This window comes from Bdellovibrio sp. HCB117 (genome assembly GCF_047305915.1).
Classification (GTDB): domain Bacteria; phylum Bdellovibrionota; class Bdellovibrionia; order Bdellovibrionales; family Bdellovibrionaceae; genus Bdellovibrio; species Bdellovibrio bacteriovorus_B.
Genome location: NZ_CP178622.1, coordinates 2,906,921 through 2,925,226 on the forward strand (window position 1 = coordinate 2,906,921; position 18,306 = coordinate 2,925,226).

At 46.2% G+C, this 18,306-nt stretch carries 16 protein-coding genes; 3 read left to right on the top strand and 13 right to left on the bottom strand.

Features of this window, described 5'->3' with window-relative positions; translation table 11 throughout:
* The first annotated feature begins 1 nt into the window (after window position 1).
* Together rsmI and hrpB are read left to right on the top strand one after the other, a co-directional pair.
* Window positions 2-655: a 16S rRNA (cytidine(1402)-2'-O)-methyltransferase gene (gene rsmI / locus ACLWBD_RS13830; protein ID WP_063204956.1), complete on the top strand. Its 654-nt coding sequence runs from the start codon at window positions 2-4 to the stop codon at window positions 653-655.
* Entirely contained in the window at window positions 655-3,186 is a 2,532-nt protein-coding gene (gene hrpB, locus ACLWBD_RS13835; RefSeq protein WP_413568593.1) for an ATP-dependent helicase HrpB, read from the top strand. Before rsmI ends, hrpB begins: the two co-directional genes overlap by 1 nt.
* A 789-nt stretch (window positions 3,187-3,975) precedes the next feature.
* Here hrpB and ACLWBD_RS13840 read toward each other — a convergent pair.
* On the bottom strand, window positions 3,976-4,203 hold the full coding sequence (locus tag ACLWBD_RS13840) for a hypothetical protein (protein WP_063204958.1): 228 nt from the start codon (window positions 4,201-4,203) through the stop codon (window positions 3,976-3,978).
* On the bottom strand, window positions 4,203-4,829 hold the full coding sequence (rpsD, locus tag ACLWBD_RS13845) for a 30S ribosomal protein S4 (RefSeq protein WP_063244188.1): 627 nt from the start codon (window positions 4,827-4,829) through the stop codon (window positions 4,203-4,205). The genes ACLWBD_RS13840 and rpsD overlap by 1 nt, the downstream gene beginning before the upstream one ends.
* Window positions 4,830-5,013: 184 nt before the next feature.
* Here rpsD and ACLWBD_RS13850 point away from each other — a divergent pair, with 184 nt between their 5' ends.
* On the top strand, window positions 5,014-5,370 hold the full coding sequence (locus ACLWBD_RS13850; RefSeq protein ID WP_063204960.1) for a hypothetical protein: 357 nt from the start codon (window positions 5,014-5,016) through the stop codon (window positions 5,368-5,370).
* Window positions 5,371-5,823: 453 nt separating this feature from the next.
* Here the strand turns inward: ACLWBD_RS13850 and ACLWBD_RS13855 are convergent, their stop codons facing one another.
* Genes ACLWBD_RS13855 through ACLWBD_RS13905 form a run of 11 tightly spaced genes read right to left on the bottom strand, consistent with a single transcriptional unit; the run spans window position 5,824 to window position 18,200 of the window.
* Window positions 5,824-6,258, bottom strand: a complete 435-nt coding sequence (locus ACLWBD_RS13855) for a DUF962 domain-containing protein (RefSeq protein WP_413568596.1) — start codon at window positions 6,256-6,258, stop codon at window positions 5,824-5,826.
* Between the two features lie 7 nt (window positions 6,259-6,265).
* The gene (gene epsC / locus ACLWBD_RS13860) at window positions 6,266-6,772 is read right to left on the bottom strand and encodes a serine O-acetyltransferase EpsC (RefSeq protein WP_413568597.1); all 507 of its coding nucleotides are present in this window, start codon (window positions 6,770-6,772) and stop codon (window positions 6,266-6,268) included.
* Window positions 6,765-7,733 (bottom strand): 3'-5' exoribonuclease YhaM family protein, encoded by a 969-nt coding sequence (locus tag ACLWBD_RS13865; RefSeq protein ID WP_063204963.1) that lies wholly within the window; start codon window positions 7,731-7,733, stop codon window positions 6,765-6,767. The genes epsC and ACLWBD_RS13865 overlap by 8 nt, the downstream gene beginning before the upstream one ends.
* A complete protein-coding gene (locus ACLWBD_RS13870) occupies window positions 7,733-8,434 on the bottom strand; it encodes a hypothetical protein (protein WP_413568598.1) in 702 nt (233 codons plus the stop codon). Before ACLWBD_RS13870 ends, ACLWBD_RS13865 begins: the two co-directional genes overlap by 1 nt.
* On the bottom strand, window positions 8,434-10,212 hold the full coding sequence (locus ACLWBD_RS13875; protein ID WP_413568599.1) for a tetratricopeptide repeat protein: 1,779 nt from the start codon (window positions 10,210-10,212) through the stop codon (window positions 8,434-8,436). Before ACLWBD_RS13875 ends, ACLWBD_RS13870 begins: the two co-directional genes overlap by 1 nt.
* 6 nt (window positions 10,213-10,218) lie before the next feature.
* A complete protein-coding gene (locus ACLWBD_RS13880) occupies window positions 10,219-11,589 on the bottom strand; it encodes an MlaD family protein (RefSeq protein WP_063204966.1) in 1,371 nt (456 codons plus the stop codon).
* Window positions 11,586-12,353 (bottom strand): ABC transporter ATP-binding protein, encoded by a 768-nt coding sequence (locus ACLWBD_RS13885; RefSeq protein WP_063204967.1) that lies wholly within the window; start codon window positions 12,351-12,353, stop codon window positions 11,586-11,588. The genes ACLWBD_RS13880 and ACLWBD_RS13885 overlap by 4 nt, the downstream gene beginning before the upstream one ends.
* Window positions 12,353-13,180, bottom strand: coding sequence for an MlaE family ABC transporter permease (locus ACLWBD_RS13890; RefSeq protein WP_063204968.1), 828 nt, complete (start codon window positions 13,178-13,180; stop codon window positions 12,353-12,355). The genes ACLWBD_RS13885 and ACLWBD_RS13890 overlap by 1 nt, the downstream gene beginning before the upstream one ends.
* A gap of 1 nt (window position 13,181) precedes the next feature.
* Window positions 13,182-14,384 (bottom strand): alanine racemase, encoded by a 1,203-nt coding sequence (alr, locus tag ACLWBD_RS13895; protein WP_063204969.1) that lies wholly within the window; start codon window positions 14,382-14,384, stop codon window positions 13,182-13,184.
* Between the two features lie 21 nt (window positions 14,385-14,405).
* Window positions 14,406-15,893, bottom strand: a complete 1,488-nt coding sequence (locus ACLWBD_RS13900) for a GGDEF domain-containing protein (RefSeq protein ID WP_413568602.1) — start codon at window positions 15,891-15,893, stop codon at window positions 14,406-14,408.
* Complete coding sequence (locus tag ACLWBD_RS13905) at window positions 15,894-18,200, bottom strand: ATP-binding protein (RefSeq protein ID WP_413568603.1); 2,307 nt, start codon at window positions 18,198-18,200, stop codon at window positions 15,894-15,896.
* Window positions 18,201-18,306: the final 106 nt, after the last annotated feature.

Sequence of the window (18,306 nt, forward strand, 5' to 3'; positions counted from 1 at the left end):
CGTGTTATATCTTGTTGCTACACCTATCGGAGAAACGAGCGAGATCACCCTACGCGCTTTAGAAATTCTAAAGTCCTGCGACATCGTCATCTGTGAAAGCACGAAAGAAGCTTCCAAGTTGTTGCGGGCCCACGGCATCACCGGCAAAAATTATGAAGTGCTCGATGAACACTCCACTGCGGAAGACAAGGCGGCCTTAGTTCCTCTTTGTGCGGAAAAGAATGTGGCCTTGGTCACGGACTGTGGCACTCCTGGATTCTGCGACCCGGGGGCGGATTTAGTTCGCCTTTGTCGTCAAAAAAATATTCCGGTAAAGTCGGCTTTAGGCGCCTCGGCACTGATGGGCCTTCTTTCATTGAGTGGCCAACGACTGGATGAATTTGTCTTTCGTGGATTCTTGCCTGCGGAAACTGAAAGCCGCCAACGGGCGCTTAAAGAACTGACTAAAGAAAAGCGCGCCATCATCGTGATGGACACTCCTTATCGTTTGAAAAAAACTTTGAATGATATGAAAGAGCATTTTTCAAATCGTAAAGTACTTTTAACGCTCAATCTTTCTCAAGAAGATGAAACAGTTTTGGAAGGACCGATTGATAAAGTGATGTCGTCGGTGCCTTTTGAAAAAGCAGAATTCATGCTTCTGATCTATCCTTAATGACGAATTTGATTTCACTTCCCATTGATAGCTTTATTCCCGCTATTCAGGAAAAACTGAGAAGTGAAAGCAACCTTGTGATCACCGCTGCGCCCGGTGCTGGTAAAACCACACGCCTCCCCCCAGCTCTTTTAAGTGTCGTTGCAAAAAAGGTGATTGTTCTTGAGCCAAGAAGAATGGCCGCGATTGCCGCTGCTCATCGCATCGCTGAAGAACAAGGCTGGCAAGTGGGCCGTGAAGTTGGATATCAAGTTCGATTTGCCAATAAGACTTCAAAAGAAACTCGTCTTATTTTTATGACTGAGGCTTTGCTTGCAAGACAGATGATTCAAGATCCTGAATTGCAAGACGTGGATCTGGTAATTCTGGATGAGTTTCATGAACGCTCCATGCATGTGGACTTGGCGTTGGGGCTATTGCGTGAACTTCAAGAGCTGGGCCGTGATATTAAGATTCTTGTCATGTCTGCCACATTGGAGGCAGACAAAATTTCTGCTTATCTTGGGGGTTCTGGAATTATCAGCGTACCCGGAAAACTTTTTGAGCTGGATGTTCGCTATCAAAAGTCTTCTCAGCATCTGCAAACCTTTCCTGGGTTTTACGACACTGTTTTGCAAACGGTGAAAGAAGCACAAGCTCAGACTGATAAGGATATTTTGGTGTTCCTTCCCGGCGTGGGAGAGATTGATCGAGCCCTGAATGCTTTGCAAGCCTGGGCGGACGGAAAAAACATTGAGCTAGTGCCTTTGCATGGATCCTTAAATATCGAAGATCAACGACGAGCTTTGCAAAAGTCTTCTCGTCAACGAGTGATTCTTTCTACGAATATCGCGGAGTCTTCGGTGACCATTGATGGCGTGAATACCGTGATTGATTCGGGTCTTGCGAAGAATATGAAGCAAGATCATCGTACGGGATTTTCACGCCTTGAGCTTGGCCGAATCAGTTTATCAAGCGCCATTCAAAGAGCCGGCCGCGCCGCTCGTCAGTTTCCCGGCGTTTGCTATCGTCTTTGGAATAAGCACGATGAACTTTCCTTTAGTAAAAGTGAAATCGCTGAAATTCAGCGAGTGGATTTGACCGAAAGCCTGCTTTTTCTGAGTGCTCAAGGAGTGACGGACTTTGAAGCCTTTAGTTGGTTTGAAAAGCCTGCCGCGGTGGCGATTCAGAATGCATCGAGGTTTTTAAAAATTGCGGGCGCCATTGATAGCGCTAATAAAATCACCGAACTCGGAAAGCGCATGCTCCACTTCCCTCTGCCGGTGCGCTTAGCAAAGCTCATGATTGTTGGAATGGAACTGAAAGCGACGGAACTTGCGTCTGAAATGGCGGCTTTGCTTCAAGAGAGAGACATACTGCGCAAAGAAGGCGTGAATTCTTTTATCGGTGATAATTTAGAATGTGACCTTTCTGCGAGACTGGAAGTTCTGCACCAATTCCGTAAAGACAAACGCGCGCCGAAGGAAGCCGCTTTTTTCGCATTACAGACCGTCGACCAAGCCGCTCGCCAAACCGAAGAATTGGCGAAACGCCTTCTGAATAAGGAAGAAAAGTCCTTGTCGAAGGATGAACAAAAGGTTTTAACGAAAAAGATTTTGTTGTTAGCCTATGCCGATCGTTTGTGCCGTCGCCGAGGAAAGTCTGAAAGAGCCCTTATGGTCGGCGGTCGCGGAGTCAAACTTCAACCGGAAAGCTTGGTTAAGAATTCAGAATTCTTTGTGGCGCTGAACGGCGTCGAAGGAAGCTCTGACGCAGAAACTGTCGTCAGCCTGGCTTGCGGATTTGAGAAAGATTTTATTCTTCAGACTTTCAAAGACAGCATCACGAAGGTGAAAGATGTCACCTTCATTGAGGAAAAAGGCCAGTTCTTCTCGCGCGAATATCGATCATTGCATGGCTTGGCCCTAGATGAACCGACTTTATCACCTGCTTCCAGTGAAGACATCGCAAACAAATTGCCTCAAATCTTGAGCGAAAAATTAGAACTCGTTTTTAAATCCAATGAAAAACTTGCTGACTGGTGGCAACGCCTGGAGTTCTTGGAGAAACAAGAACCGCAGAATTTGGATTTAGAAAGTTTGAAATTAGAAGCGTTCACGCAAGCGTGCATGGGTGAAACTAAAATGCAGGTTGTGATGGAAAAAGACCTGGTCTTTTTCTTTGAAAACGTCTTCCCCCAAGAAGTCGTTCAGACTTTAAGAAAAGAACTGCCCGATAAAATTCAGGTTCCTAGCGGCAGTCATATCAAAGTCCACTACCCTTTAGATAAAGCGCCGTACTTAGAAGTAAGAATTCAAGAAGTCTTCGGCATGATGGAGACACCCAAAGTGTATTTCGGAAAAATTCCGTTAACATTTCATTTATTGGGACCGAACTTCCGCCCCGTCCAAGTGACATCGAACTTAGAGAGTTTCTGGAAAAACGGTTATCCCGAAGTGCGCAAAGAATTGCGCATCAAATATCCCAAACACCAATGGCCGGAAGATCCTGCCGATGGAACGCCGGAAGCCAAAGGCCGCCGTCGCTTTTAGTCTTTCTTCTTTCGAGCGGGATTTGCCTTAGAAAGCTTTAAAGTAGATTGTCGCTTCGTTCGGGCACGCCGTCCGGGCTCAGTTGCCGCCGCACTTCGTGCGGTTCGCGCCATCGTGGCGCCGGCAAAGGCCCTCACTACGACACTCTACTTTAAAGCTTTCTAAGGCAAATCTTGCTAGATAGAAGAAAGGCTATTCAGCTTCGCTGTTGGGTTTGGGTCGGCATCCGCCGACGTTGGGGTTTGCCCTGTATAGATCAATTTCGAGTTTCCACCACGTACCCATGAATTTGTGATCAGTGATACAATTTTCTAACTCCAGGCAGCTAACCATGTGGACAAAGTGTACAGTTTACTTCCACGGTGGAAGTAAAACATGGGGCATGCAAGCGGTCCAAATCTACCGCCACCGTGGCGGTAACTGCGGACGGTTCTGCCACTGATTTTCAAGTATCGAAAGCTCTTTCAACCAAAAAAACCCGACAGAAACCACATCTGCATTGAGCACAGCCATAAAAATCTCTAGCGATTTAAAAATAAAAACCGAAAGCAAAAAGAACCAAGGAGCCACTCAAGCCGTAACAGAGAAGAGATTTTGATTCCAGCACAGATTTGGGAGTGGGGGAAGGCCCCTCTTGAAGCCCGTCCGAAGGCTCGGCCTTAGCCGGCGCCACGATGGCGCGAACCGCACGAAGTGCGGCGGCGATTGAGCCAGGATGGCGTGCCGACCGAAGCGACGGGCTTCAAGAGGGGCCTTCCCCCACTCCCAAATCCGTCGCTCGAAGCAAAACTAGTGAACCCGCTTACAAGCACAAACGGCCTCGTCGCCGTCCGCCTCCGCAAGCTCTTCTTCACGGTTTTCAAGATACGCTAGAAACGCGGCAGAGCGAAAAGCCAGATCGTATAAAGTGTCCATATCGATCACGAACTTTTCCTCGCCGAGTTTTAGCGCAGCATAAGAATCGGAAATTTCTTCGAAGGCAATTTGTTCTGCCTCGATGAATTTAGAATTTTTCATTAGCCCCTCATTGAGTAGTAACCGATGACAAGACCTGGTTCGAAAGCAAAAGGAACTGCTTCCAAATTCGGTTCATCAGTCAGGCGGCCTTCTTCTTTACCCGCAACTTCTTCTTTCACCATGAATGTCGGAAGCGGAAGGCGCGGAGCTTGTTTCGCCTGCAAGTAGACTTGGTTGTCGTAAGCTTCGTCTTTCAAACGAACCTTGTCGCCGACCTTAATAATAGCGGAAGCGATGTTCACTTTCTTACCATTCACCAAAACTTTACCGTGAGAGATCAATTGTTTCGCCGCTGGAATGCTAGAAGCAAAGCCCAGACGGAAAACCACGTTGTCCAAACGTTTTTCCAAAAGGTTTACCAAAGCTTCAACCCAGTTTGTAGAAGCTGATTTTTGCGCTTTCGCGATGATACGACGGAATTGCTCTTCACGCAGACCGTAGTGGAAACGGATTTTTTGTTTTTCTTCCAATTGCAAAGCAAACTCAGAATACTTACGACGTTGCAAGCCGTGTTGGCCCGGAGGATAAGGGCGTCTTTCTAAAGCGCCAGACTTCCCCATACCAGGAAGTTCCGTGAGTAAACGTCTTTGTCTTTTAAAGCGTGGAGTTTTACCTGTTCTTTTCATTTATTCGTCCTTCACAATATCGTCAGATGATTTAAAAGCCTCTGAGGTGAAAGAACAGAATTTCCTAAAATTTCTGGATCAATGAAAGTATGAAGAAAACGGAATGAAAGCGTGTTGAGATTGAAAACAAGTTGAAACCAGCTTCTTCCCTATGCTAGAACCCGGGCCACAAAAAGGTGGCACTATGAAATTTGTTGTAGCAATTGCGACGGTATTAGTTGGATTCAATGCTTTGGCCTCTACGGAAGTTCTTTTGAACTGCAAACACATCGACCAAGCAGACATCAGCACTGCGGTTGTTCAAACTTACGCAGACCCAGCGAAAAAATTCTCTTTGGAACTTGTCCTGACTTCTCCTGCTGGCGAGACTCAATCTATCGAAATCGACTCTGAAGACTACACTGAAGGTTGGATCGCTCTTCCTGCTGAAGACACAGCAGAACGCTATTTAACTCGCCAAGAAGGCGGCTGGGAAATCTTCGGCACTATCGGCCAAGCGACTTACTTCGCCACAGCAACATGCGAAGAAAAAGCTGAGTAAAAAAAGTCTTCACCGCTCCCCATACCGGGAACCGAGTGATGATCAAAAAGGCTCATATGCAAGGCGGAGGGTTTTTTCCGAAACGGAGGCGTGCTAGAGGCACGTCGGAGTGAAGGAAAAGGCCTGACAACACAGTCAGATGGGCCTTTTTCATCATCACGAATTTAGTAAGATGGGAAAAAGGTCGTTCTTATTAAACCTTTTTCCCATCTCACTTCGCCTAAACTACCAACCAGTTAGGCGACGACGGCGATTTCTTTTGCGAACTGGAATATTTGTTCCTGTGCTCTCTTGATGAGTTGTCGAAGTTGGCACCGTCTGGATTGTTTCTGTCTGCTTCATAGCCGAACTCCTTTCGTCTAGATTAAGAACTCCATCCATTGTCGCAGAGAAGCAGAGCATCAATCGACGCTTTTAATATTAGTCTTGGGTCATGAAAACAGGTTGAGAATACTATTTCTTCCGAAACAGAGATTGTACGACCCACAAAGGACCGATCAGCAAAAATTGTAAGTCTTTGAAAAATGAAGGCTTTTTACCCTCGATTTGATGACCCTTAAATTGGCCTATCCAAGCTAAAACGAATATAACCGACAAGATATAAACGGGGCTTCCTAGCTGACTCACCGCGTAAGTTAGGACGTAACTGAGGATCACTTGCGCCAACATTACCAAGAAAGCCTGGGCTCCGAGGGTCATATACCATCCAAGGGCGATGGCAATAAGGACCTCCCCCACTCGAATAGGTCCCATAGAAAACGGAATTTGGATCAATAAACCCACGATAGAAAAGAAGATCAAGGGCACGCAGATCTTATGAATCAACTGGTTCTTAGGATTCTGATGACTTTCGCTGTATTCAGAAAACCATTGCTCCAGTGATTTCATAGCTCTCCTATTTTTGTGTGGAAAGAGGGCCTACCATCGTGGCTCCTGGTGGAACATCTTTAGTCACAACGGCATTTGCGCCGATCAAAGCGCCATCACCCACAGTGATGGGTCCCAAAACTTTAGCACCGGTACCAATAAGAACTTTGTTACCTACAGTCGGATGGCGTTTAACCGGATCGAACTTTAAGCCCCCCAAGGTGACTCCGTGAAAGATAATGCAATCATCGCCGATAACAGCAGTTTCGCCGATCACGACGCCCATGCCGTGATCAATCACCAAACGCTTACCTATGGTAGCGCCAGGATGAATTTCAATTCCTGTCAGCAATCTTGAAATCTCGGCCACCAAACGGCCGATGAAAAATAATTCGGCTTTGTAACAAGCATGCGCGATTCGATGAAAGAACAATGCTTTCGGCCCTGGATACAAAAGACCAATTTCCCAGAGGGATTTGGCAGCAGGATCATAGTTTTTATACGTGCGCAAGAACTCTAGAATACCATTAACCATTTAACTTCTCATTCATATCATCGAGCAGGAAATAGCGATCAAAGAGTTCATTGTATCGGGACCACTTTTCGCCCGAGCCTCTTTCCGCGTCCATCAACGTCTTTAACGTCGCTACTTTGCTGTCAAAGTCATCGACCATGGCGATCACCATCGCCTCTAAAAATTTAGGTCTTTTCGGGGAACCGTATTCCAGTTTGCCGTGATGACTTAAAATAATGTGCTTACAAATATCGCGCAGTTCCTCGTTGAATCCCAAGATGCGCGAGGCTTTTTTATCGATCAGCTCACAGGCAATTTGCATATGACCAATCAGACGACCGCGGTCTGTGTAGGAGATACCATTGTCGTAAGAAAGTTCCCACAACTTTCCGATGTCGTGAAAAATAGCGCCGAATAAAAGAAGATCTCGGTTTAAAAAGGGATAGTGAGATCCCATGAAGTCCATGATCTTACAAATCGAAAGAATGTGCTCAAGCAATCCCCCCGTCCACGCGTGGTGAATGGATTTCGCTGCCGGAGCTCTTAAAACTTTCGGGCGAATCTCTGGATCTTCTAAAGTATCTAAGATTAACTGACGAAGGTGATCATTCTTCATGGTGCGAACCATGTTCAAAAGCTCAACCAACATGTCTTCGGTATTACGCGAAGATTTTGCGATAAAGTCTTCAAAATTCACCGTTGAAGAATCCACTCTCTCCAAACGGTGCACGACAAGCTGCTTGCGATTCTGAAAAAGTTGAATCTGGCCTTTAATTTTAACAACGTCACCAACTTCGAATTCTTTTGCCAGCTCATCCACGCGATCCCAAAGACGTGCGTCCAGGCTTCCGGTGGCATCACCCAACTGAAGACCCATAAAAGGACGTCCATTTTTTCCGATACCGACATGCTTTTCTTTCACTAAGAAAGTCATGTCTACGCCATCTTTATCCTGAAGACTTTGGATCGATTTTCTTTCCATTACGGGGCCTCACAGAAAAGTGGTGAATATTCTGGGTGCGTGAAAGTGACTTGCGCTAAGTAAACATCATTGTCTTTTTGGGCGGAGAAAAAGAAAGTGCCGCCCAAAACACTGACATAGCGTTCTTGCGTGGTGTTGACCTTAATACCTTCACCTGCCATTTCTTTTAAGAAACGATCAGTGATATCGAAGAACTGATTGCAGCCGGAGCCAAAAATTTGCTGACCAAGGCGACGCTTGCGGGCTTTGCTGACAAAGATAACTTTTTTTGCCGTCGCCGTTTCGAACTGGGGGAACTCAAACCCTACAAAGAAAGATCCCTGCTTCTTTGTGATGTAACGGGATAAATCCACCGTGCCACCACCTTTAGGTAATAAGAGCTTCACAGCTTTGTTTTCGACAATGCCGTCATTTTTTTCGACTAAGAAAACATTCACTTCAGAAAAAACCAGATTTTTACCAACAGCCGACGGAGCTGGAGCCGCCCCATGTTCGCCACCGCCACCTTCGGCGTGCGCTCCTTCCGGAGTCGCTTTGAATTCCAGCATGTCCCACACTTTTGAGGGAACTTTTAAGTCTTCGGCTAAGTCTTCGAATTTAACGTCATGATATTCAGAAACGTGATAACCCGCAGGATCTGAGGTGCAGCCTGCAAGAACTAGAGACATCCAGAATATAGAAACCTGGACGAACTTGATCATCACTCGTACTCCAGTTGATCCCTCAACTCTAGCAACGGAAGAAAGTTAGGTTCTGATTGAAGTCCCGCACGAACGTAATCATAAGCTGCCGTGCGATCATTGTTTCTCATCATAACCCAAGCCAAACCATAAAGTGCAGACGCACTTTGTTTATCTTTATTATACGCATCCGTGTAAGCTTTTTGTGCGCAAGCAACATCACCTGTATTAATACAGATATCGCCCATCAAAAGATCTTTCACTGACAAAGTTGAAAGCTCTGGCATTTTAAGAATCGCTGTGGACTCTGGCAAACGACCGATTTTAGCTAAGTAACTAGCTTGAGTCGAAAGCACATAAGCATCTTTCGGAGCCTCAGCCATCGCTTCTTGCAAAAGTTTTGCGGCATCACTGTCACGATTGATTTCCATCAAACACACCGCACGCAAAGCTTTAAGCTCCGGATTTGGAGGTTGTTTTTGATAAATTTCGTCACAGTATTTTTCTAAATAATCCCATTGCGTGAAACGCCACTCGACATGCAAAGGATGTGTGTAGTTGCGAGCTTGACCAGGCATTTGACTTAGGAACTGCACAACGGCTTGATTCAAGCCATCAACATCTCCCAAAAGGTTCTGCGCATAGACATTGAAAAGAAGAAGTTCCTGACGAAGATAGCCGGTTTTTTGAACGTTGGCTTTGATATCGCGAACCAGATTCTGCAAAGCGGCCGCATCCGAATTTGCTTTTGCATATTCTACGGTCGACATCGCACGGCCAAAAAGAGCTAACACTGAATTTGGATTTTTACGATAGATACCATCGAAGTCACGCATAGCTTCGCCATAATTGCCTTTTTTCTGCTGGATAATTGCTAAATTCAGCAACGCAGAAACATTGAAAGGCTCGTGACCAATGGCTTTTTGCAGAGTGTCCTCGGCCTGTTTTAAATCACCGTCCATCATGTAAGAAACAGCGATACCTAAATAGGCATCCACGATTTCAGCACGGCTTCTGCCCTCTTTAACCAAGGCTCTTTCTAAAATACGACGCCCCATCAAACTTTGACGGTCTTCTGAAATCAATACCGAGGCCATCTGAACTTGAGATTCCGCATCCGGCTCTTTCAGCTTCGTGGCCTTCATATAGGTCTGTAAAGACTTTTCGTAAAGTCCTAACGTCTTATAGCGAATGGCCTGAGACATCAGCTCATCATAGCCCAAGCTGTTCTTCTTACCTTTTTGTGACAAAGAAAGCACGACGACGCCAGCGATGACCAGGGAGGCTGCAATCAAACTCCAACGAAGAACATTGGATTTCTGACGAATTTTTCCTTGAAGACGAGTGTCACCGGAAGCGCCATAACTTTTTGCGGCCGCCGGAGCCGTCGTCGAACGCGACACGGGCTGCTCGCGAACCGGAGTCACATCTTTAAATCCCGTCTCGCGCACAGGCGGTGGAGTTAAATCTAAGTTCGGTGGAACCGGTGTCGGAGTTAAATCATCGGTCACAGGAATGATATCAGTACGAGTCATCGTGTGATGAGCAATCGACTGAGTCATCGTCTGTTCTGATTGAGAGTCCTGTTCTTCACGGATATTTCTGACGATATCCATGAAAACCTTGTTTTCGCGAATGTAACTCCAACGTCCTTCAGGCAGACGGACTTCATCAATAATAGAAACTTGTTTTGTACGAAGCTGCTCCGTGACTTCGGACAACGTAAACGGGCCCAGGATCCTGGTTGAGGATTTGACGAGCCAATTTTTTTCGTTGCCGTTCACGTTGTCTGTACTCATATCAGATTAGAATGGTGCTTTCGTTAAAAGAAGTTTTAAGTCGTCGTTCGTTAAGAATAGACCCGCGCCCAAATAGCTAGAGCGTCTGTCACCCTGATTGAAGGCGTCGTTGATACCACCAGTAATATAGATACCGCGATACAAAGTGTAAGACAGAGAGCTTCGAACATTTGTATTTTCAAAATCAAACGCTTCTAATGTGAATTTCAACTTACGACGGAAGAAGAAGTAGTCGATACCGAAGCCACCCGAGTTCTCGATCAAACCACCCTTTAAAGTCAGGTCCCAGAAATTCTTCGCGTAAAGAACGGTGAACTTGATCTGGTTATAATAAGTTTTCGTTTCCGTGTAATCAGCTGGAGATTCCGGCCCCGTACCTGTTCTTTTATAACCTGTTTTTTCAACTAAGCCCGCAGGGTCATCCACAACAGCGATGTAGTAATAACGATCTAGCCCCGGTTGGATTTGCACCCCAATGTAGGACTTTGTCGCCCCGACATCGTTCAAGTACTCACCACGGAAATCAAAGGCCGTTTGAATACGATTCGCCGAATCCAACATACCGCTCAGACCATCAATTGCAGAAGACACATTTTCAGCGGTTTGCTCATCGCTGACAAGCTTACCGATCGCGCCCTCACCTTTATTGATTTTCGATGTGATCTCATCCAGGTTTTTAACGGAGTTCGACAAGCGCTTCCAAGTCTCTTTCAAACCCGTTTCGCTTTGGTCGTTCATCACTTCTTTTAAAGAAGACGTGATGTCATGGATGTCATCCACGATGTCGCCCACTTTGTCTTTGTTTTCCGTCGTCATTTGCGCCAAGTCGCCTGTCAGCGTCTCGATGTTCTTAACGATACGACCAAGAACGTGGCGACGAGTCCCATCTTCAGATGTTGCCTCTTGCAGGTTTTTCGCAACTTCTTTCAAAGAACTGGTCACTTCAGAAACTTGAGTCATCAGGTTATCTAGCGATCCACCATCACGAACAATCAAGATTTGTGCATTGTCTTCTAAGGGAGGATCTGTCGGTGAACCCGGATAAACTTCCACGTGCTTGTCGCCCAAGATACCTTGTGCTTTCACCTCGATGGAAGCCGAAGTCGTCAAAGGAACATCGGATTTTACCGTGATATCGATACGCGCTTTTCCGTCTTGCAAAGAAATGTTTTTGATCACACCGACAGGAATACCGGCAGAACGAACGGCCGAGTTTTTAACCAAGCCCCCTGCATTCGGAAGTAAGAACCAAGCTTTTTTGGAACGACCAAGGTATGAAGGATCATCACTGACCTGCATCGACATGACGGCGATCAGTGATCCCACCACGACAACTAACAAACCTACTTTAAACTCTGCAGCGCGAAGCCAATTCATTGATGTTTCATCCCTTTATTCACGAACCTCTTCACAAGCTCGATGTCCGTGTTGAAGAAATCCTCTGGAGTACCAAATAATAGAACTCGGCCACTATCTAACATCGCAATATAGTCGGCAATCCTGAATGCGGCGGACAAATCGTGGGACACCATGATAGAAGTCGTCGCACCAGCTCTTAATTTATGAGTACTCAGAATCAAATTATCCACCATTTCAGTCAGAATGGGATCTAAACCCGTGGTAGGCTCATCATAGATCAAGATTTCTGGATCTAGGGCGAGAGCCCGAGCTAGACCGGTTCTTTTCTGCATCCCACCACTGATTTGGCTTGGAAGTTTGTGATAATGTTTGGACTCCAAACCGACTTGCTGCAATTTTTCTTCGGCAATACGAAGGACTTGGGATTCCTTCAAATCGCGGCGATGCTCGAATAAGGGAAAACACACATTTTCTAACACTGTCATGTCATCAAAAAGTGCGGCCGACTGAAAAAGAACTCCGAACTTACAACGAAATTTTGTCAGCTCATCGGGCGGTAAAGTTCCAATATCGGTTCCCAGAACCTCAATTGTTCCCGAAGTGGGCTTAAACAGCCCCAAGAGATGCTTCAGCATCACGCTTTTTCCAGTTCCAGAAAAGCCGATGATTGCGGTCAAACTGCCTTTGGGGATTTCTAAGTTGATACCTTTAAGAACAAACTCTTTTCCACCATCAAAGGATTTTTTCACGTCCCTTAAGGACACTGCTGATTCTTGTTTCATTAAGAAATCCCCATGATGTTGTAATAGAAGCGAATCAAGTTTGTCGCGAAGTAATCAAGAATGATGATACCGACCATGCTTTGCACCACGCCCTGATTCGTCGCATCCCCCACACCCTTGGCGCCGCCGGTGGTATTAAATCCGCGGTAAGTACAAACCACAGCAAAATAAACACCGAAAATCATTCCTTTGAAAAGACCTTCGTTGATGTGTTTGACCTCGATGAAGTCAGCAATCTTTTGCCAGAACACGGCCTCATCTAAAGAAACAAGTTTCACGCAAAGAAAGTAACTTCCCAACATCGCGACAAAGTCAAAAACTGCAACCAATAAAGGCATACAAATGACAGCGGCTACGATTCGAGGAGAGATCAAATATTGTTTTGTATTCACGCCCATCACATCCAAGGCGTCGATTTGTTCGTTCACACGCATGGTTCCTAAGCGGGCTGCCATAGCGCCTCCCGCTCTAGCAGCAACAATCAAGCCCGTTAGAACAGGCCCTAACTCACGCGTGATTCCCAGCGCCACTGTGGGCCCCACCATGTTCACGGCGTTAAACAATTTAAAACCTAAATAAAGTTGGAATGAAAGAGCCAGACCCGTAAACACCCCTGTTAAACAGATGATGCCGACAGATTGATTTCCAATGAACTCCATATGGCGAATCACTTCGGGAAAACGCGAAGGTTTAGCAAAGATCAAACGCACACTTTCAGTGAAAAACATCATGATCTGACCGGTCTCGGCGATACCATCTCGCACTTTGTTTAAAACAAAGGCGCCAATGCCAGAGATGATCGTATAAAATCTGTCCGCTAAGGTCACTTTACTCTCCCCCAACTTCGTCACGGATGAAACGGGCATCGACGCCAGTGTAAACGCGAGGCACACGCTCACCAACACTGGTCAACATTTCCCACGTGATACTGTGAGCCAGTGTTCCGATTTCGTCGGCGGAAAGAAAGCTTCCTCCGCTGCCGTATCCAAATAAGATCACTTCTTGATCTTTAAATTTCTTCAAATCTTCGTTTCCTACAACGTCGGTCACATCAAGCATCAAATAGTCCATGCAGATGGTGCCGGCAATAGGAACTCGTTTTCCCGCGAACAACAGATTCGCTTTATTAGAAAGAATGCGGTGAAAACCATCCGCATACCCCACAGGAACGACAGCGATAACCGAATCGCGTGTGGCTTTCCAAGTGGCGCCATAAGACACAGTTTCACCCGCTTTGACGTGACGGTATGTTGCCACTTGGGACTTAAAAGTCATAACAGGTTTTAATTGGCAGACTGATTTATCCTCTAAAGGATTATAGCCATAGATCATCAGGCCCGGACGCAAACCCCAGTTTTGCAAAAGCAAAGGATGATCTTTACTTCCACCCTGCTGTTTTAAAGCCATCAGGTTCAAAATGCCGGAACTATTTAAGGCGTGGCAGAAAATGTTAAACGGTTTAAAGAGCTGACTGACTTGATCGAGCTTGCGCAACTGTTCGGCACTTTGCCCCTGAGGGTCTAATGCATCATCACCGTTATACAAGTGAGTGACTAAAGCTTTCAGACGGATTTTTTTGTTCTGCCACAGACGATCAAAAAGTTTTTGGCCTTCTTCGGGACGGAAACCCAAACGGTTCATGCCCGTATCAAACTTCAGATGAATATTCACCGGCTGATCGGCCACCGCTTCAAGATGCTCGATATGTTCCCAAGTGCTTACCACCGGAGTCATTTGATACTGAAGAATTTTTTCAGCACCTTCTCTGTCGAAACCACGGAAGACTAAAATCTCGGCTTTCACTCCGAAATTTCTTAGTAAAAGACCTTCTTCAATCAGGCAGACACCTAGATGTTTAACACCTAAAGATTCTAAGAAGCGCGCTAATTGCACGTCGCCATGCCCATAAGCATTGGCTTTTACCATCGGACACAAAAAAGGAGCTTGCGGAAATGACGACTGCAACAAACGTATGTTGTGCGCCAAGTGATCTAAGTTGATTTCCGCAAAGGTGTGTCGATACATTTCCATTAAATTACTTTTTCCATTCGCCTACTCAGGCGCCACTTCAAACTCGGGACGATGAGTTTCCGGAGCTTTATACAAACAAATTTTATTTCCGCCTTTGTCCGTGATGTGCAGAAGAGCTTTGGTCGATGTTTCGTCCAAAGTTTTCGCGGAGTCACACAAAGATGGATACTCACTCACGCCCAAGCTGATTGATACTTTCATGCCATTGTCCATGAAAGACGTGCCTTCGATAATTCGACGTAGTCTTTCTGAACGAAGTGCGGCTCCTTTTTTAGAGCAGTGAGGTAATATCATCGCAATTTCGTTGGCCGAAGTTCTGCACGTCAGATCATTGGTACGGCTGGTCTTAGTGATGATGGTTGCGACGGATTTTAGCAACTCATCTCTCACTGCTTCACCTAAAGATGATTCAATCTCATAAAAATCATCCATGGCGATCTTTACAACCGAGATAGGCTGCTTCAATCGACGCGCCCGCGACACTTCATCGCTCAAGGCTTTCTGATAGAAGTTGCGGTTGTACAGTTCGGTCACAAAATCTTGGACCTCTAAGGAATCCACTTTCTTTTCCAATGTGAAAGTCGAATAGCAAAGAGACAAAAGACTGAATTCTTCCGCCAGTTGGCTGGCTTCAGCTTGAGTGATATTACCAGAATAGACGAAGACACCCTCTAATGCGTGATGCGCATAAAGTGGCAATGCCTTGGGTGGATTGAAATGAAATGCCTCAACCAACATGTCATTAAAACGTGCCGGCAAAAGTCCCATTGCCATCTGTGTCGTTAAATCTTTCGTGTCGCCAGCTTCTAGTTGGACACCGACACCTTGAATGTCGGATGCAGGAATACCTTGCGCGTGGGTTGCCACGAAAGATCGCACTGAAGGAAGAAACTTAAAGAAAATACAAAGGGCGTTGGGAAGATGATTCAAATATTTTTGAATTAAGTCTTCCTTGCTTTGCGCAGAACGATAATCCGTAATGCGCATTGAAACCTTCGGCGTCGACATTTCAGTCTCAGCTTGCTTCAAGCTGCTGACGGCAGCCGCATGGACTTCTTCCACTTTCGCTTTTGTCACTTGCAGCTCATCAAAAAGCTGTTCGTTTTGATAGGTCAGGTAAAGTTTTTCGCAGGCGCGATCCACGGACCAGACGATACGGGACTCTAAAGCCGCCGATTCATCTGAAATCACATCAACAAAACCAAAGCCATTGTACTGTGCTAAAATATCAAATTGCGAAACGCTTGAGACCGCAATGAATTTAATTTCTTCATTGATGTCTTGCACGATTTTTACGAAATCACTTAATGACCCCGCTAATGCGGCAGTTGAAAACACCAGAAGATGCGGTGGATTTTCTTTTAAACGCTGCTCTAAAGTTTCCGGATCTTGGAAGTAGTAAGCGTCGTAGCCCGCTTGCGAAAGATACACTTTCGCCGAAGCCCCCGCATCCACATCGGTGGTGAAAACAAAAACCGTAAACTGAGAACTATAATCGCGAATATTCAACTAAGGCCTCTTTCCAGGTCGACGAATTTCAACGTGATAAGTATCCAATTTGGTTGTTTTTGCCTTCGCGGTCATTTGCGGAGGCATCACAAAATTCACCGGAGTTAGTTCGTCACTCATCGTTGCAAGTTCTTCCGAAGTTGGCGCACTCACAGGCTCAACCACCGGTACCGCGTCAATTGTCGTTGCCACTTCATCGGCAGTCACAGTTTCCGACAAGACCACTTCCGTCACCGGAGTTGGCGCAGGAGTTTCCACCGCAGTGGCTTTTGCCACGGGCGCTTTGGGTTCTTCACCCAGGAAGCCATCGATAAAACTAAATTCATCATTCCCCAATGCGGGTGCCGTAGGTTGCGTCGCTTTCACAGAAGACGTCGACACAATCGGCGTTGAAATTTTTGGTTTCGAAGATTCCGTTGCGGATTCGACTTTTGTTTCTTCCTGTGCCGGAGGAGGAGCCACCTCTGTCACTTCAGGAAGCTCCAAAAGATTATCGATATTCACATCCAACGGTGAAGCTGGAGCCATTGAAGCCTTCACTTCCTCAAAATGCGCCTGGGCTTCTTCTTGATGAACAGACTCTTCAGACAGTTTAGGCAACTCTGGGGAAATCACTAGAGGTTCTTCCTTTGCAACAAGCACATCGGCCGGAGCTTTGAGAACCGACACCGACTGAACTTTTTTAAACAGAATATTTACTTTCGTCCCTTGACCACGCTGCGACTCCACACGCACATCGGCGTTGTGTTCTTTCAAAATTCCAAAAGCCACGGAAAGCCCCAAGCCCATGTGATTGTGGAAAGAGCGTGTCGTAAAGAAAGGATCAAAAATCTTATCGACGTTTGCCGCCTCAATCCCCTCACCCGTATCTTCAATATTCAAGTGCACACCGTCGGCATCCTCGAAAAGATCCACTTTGATTTCTTTTTTCGGCATACGTTCCATGGCTTCTACAGAGTTATGCAGAACGTTTGAAATCGCACGCATGATCGCATCCACGTGAAGATCCAAAGCTGAATTGTCTTGAATATTCTTCGTCAGCTTCACACCTTTTTGCGCAAACAGGGGCTCCATCTCTTTCAGAGCTTTCACTAAAGGCCCTTCGACCTTCATGGAATTTTTCTCTTGCACTTCCTCGCCCGCGTAGCCCAGAAGTTTATCCAGCACACCGCGCGCCGCGCGCGTTTCTCGCAAAATAGACTCCGTGCTTTGTACGATGTCTGTTTCGGGAGACTTCGCCAGAATCATTTGCGAATAACCCAAGATAGAAGCCAAAGGTCCGCGCATTTCGTGCGCTAAGGCCGAAGCCACTTTCATCGAAGCTTGAACCTTTTCTTTTTGTACGATTTCAGGATCCTGCGCGATCACTTTTTCAGGAACCGGAGGCGCTAACGGACGAGACTTTGCCGCTTGCAATTCCTCTTCAAGGGTTGTGATTTGTTTTTCTGTCGTCGTTGTTAACCACAACAAAGCTGCCGCCGCAACGGTCATCAAGCCCGCGCCCATCAGAAGGAACTGCCACCACAACCCTGCACGCCCCTTCATCGCTTCCTTCAAAGGAGCCGAGCTCAACACAAGCAAATTACTTTGCGGAATCATCTCGTACATTCCGTAAAGATCACCCGATTTTAACTGAAACGTATTGCTGCCGTGAGAGGACCCGCTTTTTTGGGCCTCTTTGAAAACTGGATCATCGCGCATCACTGTTCCCAAATACTCGGGCACAGAATGACCCACGGTAAGACCGGTCGAAGTCACAATTGAAAACGAACTGAGGGCGCCTCTTTGCGCATCAATCACGGATTGAAAAATTTCGCCCGAACCAAATAATGCGTAAGCCTTGCTGCCCTCTAAAAATACCAACGCGACATAACGTCCACGTTGAGAATCCTGAAAAGGCTTCACATAAAAACGCAAATCCGAAGTTCTGTTCGCGATATTACCTACCGCGGATTTTACAAACTCCGTGGTCCAATTTGCGGCTTTGGAATTTTCTTTAGCGACGATGACTTGAGGCTCAAGATTGCCACCATTGACGGAAAAGGAAGCCGCCGCATAGTAAGGCGCCATTGCATTCCAGTTGAGCTTTCCTTTTTGGAAATTTTCTGAATTCAAAGTCGCGACAACTCTTTGCAGAGTTTTCAACTCTGTCGCCAAGGAATGATTGATCGCACCGACTTGTGTGCGCGTTTGGGCTTCCACCCAGCTCATTCTGTCACCGTAGACGAAGCTATCTGTGCGCCACAAAACAGCTCCGATAAAAATCGCGGCAACAGCAACGAGGACGGCGATGAGTTTTACTTTCATTGAGACGGTTCCTTCCCTGTAACAGTCCTCCGGCGGGGCCCAAAGCATCTTGCCTTGTCACTTCCGCTCGACGTCTTTGATTTTATTGTAGTTTTAGAAACTGGTA